This is a genomic window from Hymenobacter frigidus, assembly GCF_014640435.1.
Lineage (GTDB): Bacteria > Bacteroidota > Bacteroidia > Cytophagales > Hymenobacteraceae > Hymenobacter > Hymenobacter frigidus.
In genome coordinates, this window is record NZ_BMGY01000071.1 from 1 (window position 1) to 12642 (window position 12642).

The 12642-nt window shown below is 63.9% G+C and carries 12 protein-coding genes; 10 read left to right on the forward strand and 2 right to left on the reverse strand.

What is annotated here, in order from left to right; all coding sequences use genetic code 11:
• Positions 1–433 precede the first annotated feature (433 nt).
• The 7 genes from IEW17_RS19825 (at position 434) to IEW17_RS19855 (ending at position 8759) form a co-directional block, all read left to right on the forward strand.
• Complete coding sequence (locus IEW17_RS19825; protein ID WP_262891859.1) at positions 434–3208, forward strand: FG-GAP-like repeat-containing protein; 2775 nt, start codon at positions 434–436, stop codon at positions 3206–3208.
• A 167-nt stretch (positions 3209–3375) separates the two neighbouring features.
• Positions 3376–3891, forward strand: coding sequence for a hypothetical protein (locus IEW17_RS19830; RefSeq protein ID WP_188563802.1), 516 nt, complete (start codon positions 3376–3378; stop codon positions 3889–3891).
• Between the two features lie 325 nt (positions 3892–4216).
• A complete protein-coding gene (locus tag IEW17_RS19835) occupies positions 4217–6490 on the forward strand; it encodes a T9SS type B sorting domain-containing protein (RefSeq protein ID WP_188563803.1) in 2274 nt (757 codons plus the stop codon).
• 129 nt (positions 6491–6619) lie between these two features.
• Positions 6620–6961 carry a hypothetical protein gene (locus IEW17_RS19840; protein ID WP_229749160.1) on the forward strand — a complete coding sequence of 114 codons (342 nt, stop codon included), beginning with the start codon at positions 6620–6622 and terminating at the stop codon, positions 6959–6961.
• 208 nt (positions 6962–7169) lie between these two features.
• Entirely contained in the window at positions 7170–8021 is an 852-nt protein-coding gene (locus IEW17_RS19845) for a fumarylacetoacetate hydrolase family protein (protein ID WP_188563805.1), read from the forward strand.
• Positions 8014–8496 carry a M23 family metallopeptidase gene (locus IEW17_RS19850; protein WP_188563809.1) on the forward strand — a complete coding sequence of 161 codons (483 nt, stop codon included), beginning with the start codon at positions 8014–8016 and terminating at the stop codon, positions 8494–8496. Before IEW17_RS19845 ends, IEW17_RS19850 begins: the two co-directional genes overlap by 8 nt.
• A gap of 32 nt (positions 8497–8528) precedes the next feature.
• Positions 8529–8759, forward strand: coding sequence for a putative nucleotidyltransferase substrate binding domain-containing protein (locus tag IEW17_RS19855; protein ID WP_229749161.1), 231 nt, complete (start codon positions 8529–8531; stop codon positions 8757–8759).
• 70 nt (positions 8760–8829) lie between these two features.
• Here IEW17_RS19855 and IEW17_RS19860 read toward each other — a convergent pair whose 3' ends face one another.
• A complete protein-coding gene (locus tag IEW17_RS19860) occupies positions 8830–10167 on the reverse strand; it encodes a DASH family cryptochrome (RefSeq protein ID WP_308420640.1) in 1338 nt (445 codons plus the stop codon).
• Positions 10168–10179: 12 nt separating this feature from the next.
• A complete protein-coding gene (locus IEW17_RS21135) occupies positions 10180–10269 on the reverse strand; it encodes a deoxyribodipyrimidine photo-lyase (RefSeq protein WP_229749163.1) in 90 nt (29 codons plus the stop codon).
• 506 nt (positions 10270–10775) lie between these two features.
• Between IEW17_RS21135 and IEW17_RS19865 the strand changes: the two genes are divergently transcribed.
• The 3 genes from IEW17_RS19865 to IEW17_RS19875 all read left to right on the forward strand — a co-directional run bounded on the left by IEW17_RS19865 (position 10776) and on the right by IEW17_RS19875 (position 12386).
• On the forward strand, positions 10776–11141 hold the full coding sequence (locus IEW17_RS19865) for a cupin domain-containing protein (protein ID WP_188563806.1): 366 nt from the start codon (positions 10776–10778) through the stop codon (positions 11139–11141).
• 226 nt (positions 11142–11367) lie between these two features.
• Positions 11368–11613 carry a hypothetical protein gene (locus tag IEW17_RS19870; protein ID WP_188563807.1) on the forward strand — a complete coding sequence of 82 codons (246 nt, stop codon included), beginning with the start codon at positions 11368–11370 and terminating at the stop codon, positions 11611–11613.
• Between the two features lie 443 nt (positions 11614–12056).
• Entirely contained in the window at positions 12057–12386 is a 330-nt protein-coding gene (locus IEW17_RS19875) for a DUF1493 family protein (protein WP_188563808.1), read from the forward strand.
• The last annotated feature ends 256 nt before the right edge of the window (positions 12387–12642 follow it).

The window sequence follows — 12642 nt, forward strand, 5'->3', positions numbered from 1 at the left end:
GCACGAGGCCAAAAACTGGTTTGACCATTGCGGCTATCATGTACACTGAATTGGAAACTGCTCTAAAGGGCGGTTTTACACGCGAAGCCCTTTATCAAAAAGGGTAGCCCAAAAACCTCCTTAAAAAGGGCGATTCCAAGCAATCCAGAGGGTATGCCAGCTTTATCAAAAAGGAAATCCTTTCTGGTAAAGCAAACTCAATAAGGCAGCACGTATCATATAACCAAAACGTTAAATGCTTAGCGTGTAAATTCGTCCTTTTGCAACAAGAACCCCTATGAGCACTAGCACCACTGTTCGTACGGTTTTGTAACCCACTCTCCAGCTTGGTGGAGATTATCTAAATACAGGCGTTTCCAAGCACGACGGCAAGGGACACGCTCCTGGCGCAAAAGGGGAAACCTCCTACATTCTGCTTTATACCCCCACTCGCTTGGCTACGCTTCGTTTTCTGCTGCTCTGTGTTCTCGTAGCCCTAACTTCTGTTCCCCTTCACGCACAGCTTGGTGTAACCAGTTTGGCGCCCGCGGCTAATGCGCTTGCCGTTCCCCGCTCAAGCGCCACGGGCGCGGTGTTCAGTCAGCCCCTTACTTCCGCAAGCACAAGCGGCCTGCGCGTGTTCAGCATGCAGCGCGGTGGTTTGCGAACGGGGCGGAGCGGGACGACGACCGTGAACGGCAGCACAGTACGCTTTCAGCCAACTTTTCCCTGGCAACCGGGGGAAACGGTGCAGACCGTGCTAACGACCACTGTCCAGAACAGCGCCGGCCTTTCCTTGTCACGGCCCCGTGTGCAGCAGTTCACGGCGGCCACGGCCGGAGGCAGCGGCCGGTTTGCGCCGGGTTCCGACGTTTCCACCACCTTTACCGAGAGCATCGCCACCGCCGACCTGGACGGCGACGGCGACCTGGACCTGCTCACGGCCCAGTACCACGGCAACTCCGTAAACGTGCAGTTTAACAACGGGGCCGGCCAGTATGCGTTTTCTTCCAGCGTAGTGGTCGGCCTCGCCCTGGTGTCCAACCCCTTCAGCGTGAGTGCTGCGGACCTGGATGGCGACGGCGACATCGATTTTGTTACGGCCAACAACGACGCCGTTCTTCATTCGGCCAGCGTCCGCTTCAACGATGGTTCCGGCCACTTCAGTGGTGGCTCCGAGCTCTTCGTAGGGAGCAACCCCGTTGCCGTTACGACGGCCGACGTGGACGGCGACGGCGATTTGGACGTGCTCGTCGCCAACTCCGGCCCCGGCAGCAACTCGGTGAGCGTCCGCTTCAACACCGGTTCGGGCACCTTCAGCGGCGGCTCGGAAGCACAAGTTGGCCCGGGACCGCAGAGCATTGCTATGGGGGACGTCGATGGCGATGGGGACCTGGACTTGCTCACGGCCAGCTACGGCACCTTTGGCAACCCGCCGGGCACGACCGTTAGCGTCCGGCTCAACAACGGAAGCGGCACCTTTGCGGGCACTCGGGAAGTGCCCGTAGCCGTTCGCCCGTTCTCCATCGCCACGGCCGACGTGGACGCCGACGGGGACCTGGATTTTCTCTCGGTCAGCTCCGCCGCCGTCGGCCTGGTGAACGTGCGGGTTAACGACGGAACGGGTCGCTTTATCAATGGTCCGGACGTGCCCGTGGGCGCTTACCCGCACGGCGTCACCACGGGGGATGTGGACGGCGACGGCGACCTGGACCTGCTCACGGCCAACTACACCACCGGCACCAGCGGCGGCGGCACCGTGAGTGTGCGCCTCAACGACGGCAGCGGCGGGTTCACCGGCGGTTCCGAAGTGCCCACCGCAACGGGGCCGTGGTGCGTGGTCACCGGGGACGTGGACGGCGACGGCGACCTGGACCTGCTCACGGGCAATTTTCCCGGGACCACGAGCGTCCGCCTGAACCAGGCCGCGGTGCCGGCCCCGGCGCTGCACATCGCGGGGGATTCGCTGCTCTGCAACAGCGGACAGGTTCGCCTGACGGCCAGCAGCACCGGGGCGGTCACGGCCTACCGTTGGAGCACCGGAGCCACCACCGCGAGCATTGTGGTCACGCAACCCGGCCTGTACACAGTCACGGCCACCTTTACGGGTGGGCTTACGAATACCACCCGCTACCGCGTCCACTCGCTTGCGCCCACCGTCCGCATTGCCGGCGACACCGTGCAGTGCCCCGGCCGTCCAACCCAGCTTTCCGCCCTGGCCCCCGGGGCCCGTTCCCTGCGGTGGAGCACGGGCGACAGCACGGCCATCATTGGCGTGCGAACCCCGGGCACGTACACCGTAACCGCCTTCTACGGGTCGGGCTGCCAAGCCCGGGCCCACGTGCTGGTGAGCGCGCCGCAGGTTCACATTACCGGCTTGGCCGTAGTTTGTACGGGGACCGGCACGCACCTCAACGCCGTCGCGCCGGGGGCCAGTTCCTTTCAGTGGGACGGGGGCACCGCCGGCCCGGCCCTGACCGTCAGCCAGCCGGGCACGTACCGGGTCGTGGCGACCTTTCCCAACGGCTGCACGGCCACGGCCACCCAGCGGGTCAGCGCGCCTCTCGTACGCATTACCGGCGACACGCTGTTGTGCCCGGGCCAGACGGGGACGCTCAGGGCCCCGGCCGGGGCAACTTCCTACCGGTGGAATACGGGGGCGACCACTGCTAGCTTGGCCGTGACCCAGCCGGGGCGGTATTCCGTCACCGTCGCCTACGGCGGGTGCACCGCCGTGGCCCAAGTGCAAGTGCAAGCCCTGGCCGTGGCCCCGGTCTATACGCTGGGCGCGGATACCACCCTGTGCGAAGGAGAATCGCTCGTGTTGCGGGTCCGGGGGGAGGTACCTGGCACCGTTCGTTATGCGTGGACCGACGGCTTCGCCACGCCCACGCGACGGGTGCAGCAGCCCGGTGTGTACTTCCTGCAGTTGCACCTGCCTTGCTCTACGCAAACCTTGAGCCGCCGCATCACTTATCGCCCGTGCCTGGTCTTCCCCAACATCATCACCCCTAATGGTGACCGGGCAAATGAGCGCTTCGTCATCCAGGGATTGCCTCCGGAGGGTGCCGCTCTGGCGCTGTACAACCGCTGGGGAACGCCGGTCTACGCCACGGACGCCTACCACAACGACTGGGGGGAGCACGCCGCACCGGGGGTGTATTTTTATGTGCTGCATCGCGCCGGGTCCGGCACCTTCTATAAGGGCTGGGTTGAAGTGATGCGATAGTACAGTTGCGCCAGGGGACGCTACCGTACGAATGGCCTAACCGCGCGCCGTATGACTTCCAGCCTAGGTCGCATAGCCCACTAATTTGACACTCCTTCATCTGAACGGAGCGCGTTTAGGGCCCTACCCTTTCGTTGAACATCGCTTAAGCGCTTACTTTGTCCCGGATGAGCAAGAAGGATTATATTGCCTATGCGGTGTTTTCAATGGTGGCCATGTGCTGCTTTTTCGCCGGAAAGGAGGCTTTTGGCTTTTTGGGTAGCATTTTCGGCATGACGCTGGGGGTGTTCGCCGGCTTGGCCGCCCTGCGGCTGATTGCCCGCCGTTCCCTGCGGTTCGGCGCGTATGCGCTGGGCATCGTAACCGTTGTGGGGCTGTCGGCCCTGTACGGCCTGGTGCGCTTATCCGACCGCGCCGTGACTGTAGCCAATCTACAAGGTCGGTGGGTGGCCGACGACCCCGGGGGACCCGTTACGTTGCACATCCGGGATTCGACGGCGGTGCTGGACATGGAGGTGTTTACGTCCCCCCACAGGTTCGCCCTGGTCGTCGCCCACGACAGTTTGCGCATGACCAGCCCCACGACGATGCCCTTCGCGTGGCGCGTGCATGCCTTGACCACAACCCGTATGGGCATCAGCGCTAAGCAGGGCGTGTTGGATTTTCAGCGGGAAGACCATTAAGGCCGGCGGCTGGTAACCCCACGGCGAATGCCGTTCTTCTCGTCGAGCAAGGTCCCTTTTCAGACAACCTCTTCCCTCCTTCAATGAACGGGCCTCGTTTACCTTGGAACCGTTATATTGAACGGTACCTGGTTTCCTAGTTAGCGGATGCCGAGGAGCAGGGCTGCCACGCAAGCCAAGTAGATGCTGATACTCACAGACCGAAAAGGGGGCTTTCAGGGACGAGGCGTCCACGTTGTTGGTATGGGAGGCGGGGAGAACCATCAGCAGCGATGGGCACTGTCCCGTTACCTTTGACGGTCAACGCCCTACTCCCCCTGAAGCAATGCCCCGTTTGCCGCTTTTGCTCTTTCACCGTTTCTGTCTGGCCTGCGCGGCCGTACTGGCCCTAGTGGTGGAGGCACACGCCCAAGTGGCGCCACCGCTCAGCGAGTGGGACCGCACCCTGGGCGGCACCGAACACGACCTTTTAAAGACGGCGGTACCCACCCGCGACGGGGGGTATTTTCTGGCCGGGTATTCCAATTCGCCGGTCAGCGCGTTCAAAAGCCAGCCGCGCCGCGGCGTCGACGACTACTGGGTGGTGAAAGTCGATGCGCAGGGCCAGCGCCAGTGGGACCGCACGTTTGGCGGCGCCAGCGGCAGCCTCAACTACCTCCAGGACGCCCAGCAAACGGCCGACGGCGGGTACATCCTGGGCGGGTACTCCAACTCCGGGGCGGCCGGCGAGCGCACGGCGCCCAGCCGGGGCGGCTACGACTACTGGGTCATCAAGCTCGATGCCCAGGGCGTGAAGCAATGGGACCGGGCCTACGGGGGCACGAGCGAAGACTACTTCACCAGCCTGCACCAAACCGCGGACGGGGGCTACATCCTGGGCGGGTACTCCAGCTCGGGCGCGGGCGGCGACAAAACGCAGCCGCGCCTCGGCGTGTCGGATTACTGGGTGGTGAAGGTGGACGGGCAGGGCGTCCGGCAATGGGACCGCACCTTCGGCAGCTTTTCGGTCGGCCCCTTCAACAACGGGGGCAGCCAGTTGCAGCGGGTGCGCCAGACCGCGGACGGGGGCTACATGCTGGGCGGAGCCATCAACAACAGCGCGGGCGGCGACCTCACCGGCCCCATCCGCGGCGACGCTGACTTTTGGCTCGTCAAGCTCACGGCGCAAGGCACGAAGCAGTGGGACCGCACCCTGGGCGGCCCGGGCACGGACGTGCTGTTTGCCCTGTTCCAGACGCCCGACGGGGGCTACGCCGTGGCGGGCACCTCCGATTCGGGGGTGGGGGGCGACAAGGGCGCGCCCAGCCGCGGCACCGGGGACTACTGGCTGGTCAAAACGGATGCCTTGGGCGTGCGCCAGTGGGACCGCACCTTCGGCGGGACGGCCTACGACCACCTGAGCGACGTGTGCCCCGGCGCTGACGGGGGCTACGTGCTGAGCGGGTCCACCGCGTCCGGCGCCTCCGCGGACAAAACCGAACCCGGTCGCGGCGGGGGCGACGCGTGGCTGGTCAAGGTGAACGACCAAGGGGCCAAGCAATGGGACCGCACCCTCGGCGGTTTGGCCGGGGACTTTGTGGACCGGCTGCACCCCACGGCCGACGGCGGCTACATCCTGGCCTGCGGGTCGATGTCCGGCGTTTCGGCCGACAAGTCCGAGCCGAACCTGGGCGGGAACCAAAGCCCCGACATGTGGCTGGTCAAGCTGGCGCCGCCCGCGGTGCGCATCACCGGGCCCGCGGTCCTGTGCCCGGGCAACCCGGCGCAACTCGTGGCCACAGCCACGGCCCCCGTTGTGGCGTACCGCTGGAGCACGGGCGTTACGACGCCAACGCTTGCCGTGGCCCTGCCCGGCACCTACACCGTTACGGCCACGTTTGCGGGCGGCTACACCAGCACCGCCACGCAGGTCGTGGCCCCGTTCATCGCCGTGGCCACCATCGGGGGCGATTCGCTCCTGTGCCCGGGGCGTAGCGTGGTGCTGACCGCCCAGGCCAGTGGCGCCACGGGGCTGCTGTGGACCACCGGCGCGACCACGCCCAGCGTGACGGTCAGCCAGCCCGGCACGTATGCCGTGGTGGCGACCTACCCGGGGGGGTGCACCAGCCGGGCCCAGTGGCGGGTCCGGGCCGTGCCCGCGGTGCCGGCGTTTTCGTTGGGCCGCGACACCACGGTGTGCGAAGGCAGCGCCCTGGTGCTGACGGCACCGGCGGGCCTGGCGCCCGGCGTGGCGTACCAGTGGTCGACCGGGGCCACGACGCCCACGGTGCAGGTCGCGCAAGCTGGCACGTACAGCGTGCAGCTCGTCACCGTCTGCGACGTGCGCACGGCGAGCCGAACCGTTCGGCACCGGCCCTGCCTGACCATTCCCACCATCGTGACGGCGAACGGAGACCTGCGCAACGACCGGTTTGCCATCCTGGGCCTGCGCGGCGCGTGGTCCTTGCAGCTGTACAACCGCTGGGGGCAGCAAGTCTACAACACGACTGCGTACCGCAACGAGTGGGGCGAAAACGCCGCAGTGGGGGTGTATTATTATTTGTTGACCCAAGCGGCCAGCGCAACAGCGTATAAAGGGTGGGTGGAAGTCGTGCGCTAGTTGCTGCGCCCGAATCTTTACTCCTTCGGCTATTTGGACCGTTACATTGAACAACTTTGAGGTCCAGCGCTGGTGGTAACTGCCCCTTACACCAGCAGCCGGCGCTACGGTTTTAGTGCTCCCAAACACATGCAACCCTTGACGGAATTGTTTCTCTGGCAGTATCGGGAAAACTATTTTCTGGGGCTCACCCCCGCCAACCGCCTGTACCGCGCCGAACCCGGTTCGCAAGCACTGGTGGCCTTGTACACCCGAATGGTCGGGGCAAACCAAGTGAGCGCGTTTACGGGGTTGTTGCGCGAAGCACAATACCTGGTGAACTTGTGGGCGGCTCATCTGCTAGTGGAGCACTTTCACCCCGATGCGCACACCCGAAAGCAGTGCCTGCTCATCATCGAGGCGTACGCTGCTGGCTCCGTCGATCCAAAGCTTGCCAGCGAAGAGCAGGAGTGGCTCAAGCATTATTCCTAAACCATAGCAGTAGCAATCTTGCTTTGCTATTCAGACCGTTTAATTAAACGAGCAGCCGTGGTGCGAGACGTCGGAGAGTACCTTTGCTGAAGAAAACCGGTAGTCACGCGCGCCCCCTTGCAACTGGCAGGCGCCGCCGGACGGCCTGCTTGCCCCGGGCTTTTCTTGTGACGCTAACGGGTGCTTCGCCTCCCCTCATCGCATTCCCATGAAACTCATTCGCTTCGGCCGGCCCGGCCAGGAAAAGCCCGGCATCTTGCTCGGCGAGCAGCGCTTCGACGTGTCGGCCTTTGGCGAGGACTACCACGAGGCGTTTTTTGCGAACGACGGCCTGCGGCGGCTGGCTGACTTTGTGCGGGCCCAGGCGGGCGACTTGCCGCCAGTGGCCGCCACCGAGCGGCTGGGCCCACCCGTGGCCCGGCCCTCCAAAATCCTGTGCGTCGGCCTCAACTACGCCGACCACGCCCGCGAAATTGGGGCCCCGCCGCCGCCGGAGCCGGTGCTGTTCCTGAAGGCGACCACCGCGCTGATGGGTCCGTTCGATAACATCGTTCTTCCCAAAAACTCGGTGAAAACTGATTGGGAGGTGGAACTGGCCGTGGTCATCGGCCGGCGCGCCTCCTACGTTTCGGAGGCGGAAGCCCCCGATTACATCGCGGGCTACACCGTGCACAACGACCTTTCGGAGCGGGCGTTTCAGCTGGAGCGCGGCGGCACCTGGGACAAGGGCAAGGGCTGCGATACGTTTGCGCCGCTGGGCCCGTTTCTGGCCACGCCCGACGAGCTGGGCGACATACACAACCTGCGCCTGTGGCTCGCCGTGAACGGGCAGCGCCGGCAGGACGGCACCACGGCCAACCTCCTTTTTCGGATTCCCTTTCTGATTGCGTACGCCAGCCAGTTCATGACCTTGCTGCCCGGCGACGTCGTCTCCACCGGCACGCCGGCCGGCGTGGGCATGGGCCTCACGCCCCCGGTGTACCTGCGGCCCGGCGACGTGGTGGAACTGGGCATCGACGGCCTGGGCGTTGCCCGCCAGGAGGTGAAAGCCCATTCGTAGCACGGGGTGGCGCCGGGCGGTAAAAACGACGTGTGCCGGGGCGGCCGGGGCGGCCGGGGCGGCCGGGGCGGGCAAAGTCGTCTTCGTTCAGGACGCAAAGCCCGACAACCGCCAATTTGAGGCGGCCGACCTGGAAAGGGACGAGCGCGCGTACGGCGGCAACTACGTCATCATCGACCATTTGAACGGGGAATACAGCTGGTTTGGGCACCTCAAACGAGGAAGCGCGCGGGTCCGCGTCGGCCAGACGGTGGCGCAAGGCGCCGTGATCGGGGCCGTGGGCGCCTCGGGTTCGTCGCTTTTTCCGCATTTGCACTACGAACTCCGCGACGGCAGCGGGGCCAAAACCGTGGAAGGCTTGCCTTCTTACTTTTCAACGTTTCAGCGCCTGCTCGGCTCCCACACGGTTGATGTTAAACAGGGGGCCGTCAACACCGGCGACATCGTTGAGAGCCTAGTCCCCGGCAAAAAATAACCCGGCGCCAGGGGCTGAACGGCCGGTGGCCGGTGCTGGTAGGCCGCGAGGCGCAGGAGCTGCTGCAGCCTTACTACTACCTGATGGGCGTGCGCCTGAAAAAACAAGCCGCCCAGATTATCAGCGACCACGCCGCGCCCGACAACTGCCTCGACCCCAGCACGCTGACCAAGGTAGAGCAGGTCACGCTGAAGGAAATCTTCCAGGTAATTGCCGACTTCCAGCTCAAGATTAAGGTCGGTTTCACCAAAACGCTGGGGTAGGGCCGCGAGGACACAACCTTGCTCTTCAGACGGTGGCTTCAGCACTTGCAAAGCCGCTGACCCTCGGCAGCTATCGGCCTCCGTCTGCTTGTCCCCACTTGCGCACATCGACCAGCGGGTTGGGGTAATCGACGCCCAAACGTACGCCGAAGCTCCTCTGCTCGTCGTTGGTGAGCAGGCCCACCCGGTGTACCTGCTCGGCGGGGACGCCGGTGAGCTGGGGCAGCCAGTGCTTCACGTAGGCGCCGGCGGCGTCGTAGTAGGTGGCCTGGCGCAGGATGTCGAAGTAGCGGTTCTCGCGCGGATCGTTGCCAACGCCCGCCACGTAGAGCCAATTGCCCCAGTTCGAGCACGGGTCGTAGTCAATGAGTTGGCTCTCGAACCAGGCCGCGCCCCAGCGCCAGTCCAGCAGCAGGTCCTTCACCAGGAAGCTGGCCACGTTTTGCCGCCCCCGGTTCGACATGTAGCCGGTGGCGAGCAGCTCCTTCATATTGGCGTCAATTAGGGGCACGCCCGTTTCGCCGAGGCGCCATTGCTCGAAGCTGTGTTGCGCCGATTTGGTGACGGCCGGCGCGCGCCGCAGCGGTTCTTCTTTGAGCCCGTGCGACCGAAAAATGCGGTTGCCGAACTTCACGGCCACGAAGCGGAAGTAGTCGCGCCAGAGCAGCTCAAACCCCAGCCAGTACGTCGATTCGTTCTGGGTCCGCTCGGTTTCGTAGCGCTGGATTTCGGCCAGTACGAAGCGCGGTGAAAGGCAGCCCAGCGCCAGCCAGCCCGAAAACCGGGACGAATAATCGAGCCCCAGCATGCCGTTGCGGGTTTCCTTGTAGGTTCGGAGCAGGTCCTTGGTCCAGAAGTAGTCGTGCAGGCGGCCAAGGGCTTCGGTCTCGCCGCCCCGGAAAGCGGGCTGGTAGTCGGCCGCTTCGGGCACGGCCGGCACGGTGCCCCGGTCCAGGGTTTCGGCAAAGGTCAGGTTGGTGGGCGCGGCAAATTGGGGCCGCACCTTCCCAAACTTTTCCACCTTGTTCTTGAACTGGGTGAAGACATCCGGCAGGTTGCGCACCGGCATGGGCAGGTCGTCGAGGTGGTGGAGCGTGGCTTGCCAGAATAGGTGCAGCGAGCGGCCGTCGGCCTCCAGGCGTTCTTCCAGGGCCGTTTCCACGGCCTGCTCTTCCTGCGTCACTTCCGCTGAAGCGTACACGGCCGCAGCCCCCAGCTCCTGGGCCAGGGCCGGCAGTACCTCCTCGGGAAGCCCCACGCGCACGACCAGGTCGGAGCCCACCTGGCGCAGTTGCTGCCGCAGGTCCCGCACGGCCTCGGCCAGAAACTGCCGCCGTACCGCGCCGGCTTTGGCGAAGCCCAGCGGGTGCCCGGCCAGCAGGCGCGGGTCGAAGACGTACACGGGCACCACCTGGGCGGTTTACTGGGCGGCTTCCCAGAGGGCTTCGTGGTCGTGGGTGCGCAAGTCGTTGCGGTACCAGAGAATGATTTTCATGCGAATTGTGGGCATCGTGGAGCAAAACCGGACACCCGGTTCTGCGGGTGGCGGGCTGGGAGCAGCCGGGGCGAGCCGGGGATGCCGTGCGGCTGCTCCCAGCGCCGCCCTTTCAACAACAAGAAGTCCCGTCAGGATTATTGGCGGTCCTTTTTTATTCGGCGCCTGTCCAAATAGTCCTGACCCTTTGCTTGCAACGGGCTGCTTCTGCGCGCCCACTGGGGCAAAGCCGGTGAGGAGCCACGAGTTGAGTACGGGTTGGCACCCCGCCGCCGCTGGGATCCCACCCATAATAACCGTGGCTGTTGCAGAACTCACTGGTGCGTTCAGAAACGTAGGAGGGGAGCGATGAGGTACGTGTAAAAGGCCCGTTTGAGCACCTTTTCAGCGTCGTCAGGCGCATTGAGTGTCCGCTTGGCGCTGCCGCTAAGAGTTCTGTAACAGCCACCACCGTTTCAGTAAACACAAACTATTCGTTTGCTAAGCCTTCCTTTGCCTTTCCACTCTTCATTCCGGCGCTTATGACCCCTACCTCCATCACTCTGGCTGATAAATTTGCGCAGTTCACGGACCTGTGGCACCCGCGCATCATCGGCGAGTTGAACGAGCAGCACGTCAAGATCGCCAAGGTGCAGGGCGAGTTCATCTGGCACCGCCACGCGGCGGAAGACGAGCTGTTTATGGTCGTGCAGGGCACGCTGCTCATGGACTTCCGCGACCGCACCGAGGAGGTGCGCCCCGGCCAGTTGCTGCTGGTGCCGCGCGGCACCGAGCACCGGCCCCGCGCCGTGGCCGAAACCTGGATCCTGATGATCGAGCCCAAAACCACCCTCAACACCGGCGAGGTGGAAAGTGAGCGCACCCGCCGGGACCTGGACGTGCTGTAGGGGCGGAGCCAGCGCCCCTACAGCACGTCGCCGTTGAAGGAACGTAGCGGCGGCCAGTCGTGCGCACGTCGGACTCTTTGTTTTTCGACCGTCTTCCTGAACGCAAGTTCTGCTAGGCTGACCAACCAGGTCGACACGGCCACCCGCGCCCGGGTGCTGGCCTATTTTTCTTCCATATCTTGGCCCGCCGGAAGGACGCACCTTTCTACTTTTGCCGCCCCGCCACATGCCCCTGCTCCAGTTCTACGCCCATCTGTTGTTCCGGGCGGCCGCGCTGCTCACGGCGGGGCTCGCCCTGGCCTGCCTCGCGGTCATCACCGTGCTGGGTGGGGCCCTGCCGGGCGTGGAACTGAACGAGCTGGTGGCCCGCGCGGCTACGGCGTTGCACCGCGACGCCTGCCGGCTGCTGGCTTCGGCCCGGGCCCGCAAAGCCCCGGAGCCCGCCGTTGCCAGGTCCGGCGACGCCGGGTAAGCCCCGGGGATTACCTCCCTCGAAAAGCCGCTGCACCTGCCGGGTCGTAGCGGCTTTTTGGCGGGTATTTATTTTCATAAAAACCCCCAAGATGAGGCACTGGAGCCCGTTTATTGCCAGGAAAGAGCTTGTTAGCCTCCCCGTAGAGGCCAGCGCGAAGGGAGCATTAGCGCGACCAGTCGGCTGACATATTCCTCCTTTTCTTAAATCGAGCGCGTTTAGCTTGGGACCGTGGCTGTTGCAGAACCGTTGGTCATACCTCAAGAATGGCTAGAGCGGGTTCGCAACCGCTCAAAAACGAGGCTGTACGGGCCTTTCCAGCTGCTTGGCACTTTCTCAGGTGGCCCTTGGGTCGATAATCTGGGTTCTGCAACAGCCACGACCGTTTTCGTGGACTTGAGCAGCAAAAGCAATCGGTCTGGATTCCGGTGTTTATTTGCTCCATGGAGCCCTCCCTTTTAACCGCCCTGGTCGATTTCATCCGAGAGGAAAGCGGCGTTTCCTCCTCTGAGACCATCACCGCGCATACGCGCCTACAGGATGACCTCGGCGTGTACGGCGACGACGCAAACGACTTGCTGCTCGCATATGCCAAGACCTTTCACGTGGACGTGACCCAATTCCCGGCCGCGGACTATTTCGATGGCGAAGGGCTTGATGTGCTGGCGTGGTTCCGACCCGTCAAACCCCGGCGAAAGGAGCTAACGGTCGGCCATTTGCAACGGGGCATCGAAGCCCAGCGATTAGACGAAACGATTACTCAGGGAGCCTGACGGCTTTACCGTTTCGCTCCTTTCTTTGAACGGGCCTCGTTTAGCTTGGGACCGTTTAAACAAACTAGTGTCAACTACTGCGTAAGCGTATTCGAGGCGTTTTTTGGTATTGTGTCGGTGGTGATAGGTGCATACCCATAGGCGTCGGTTGGCCCTATCTCGTCGCACGGGGCATTCACCCGAATATCATTGAGGTGGTCGGGTAATACAGGAGATACTGTGTTAAAAAGCAAGGAAGTGAGCAAGTTTTTTTACC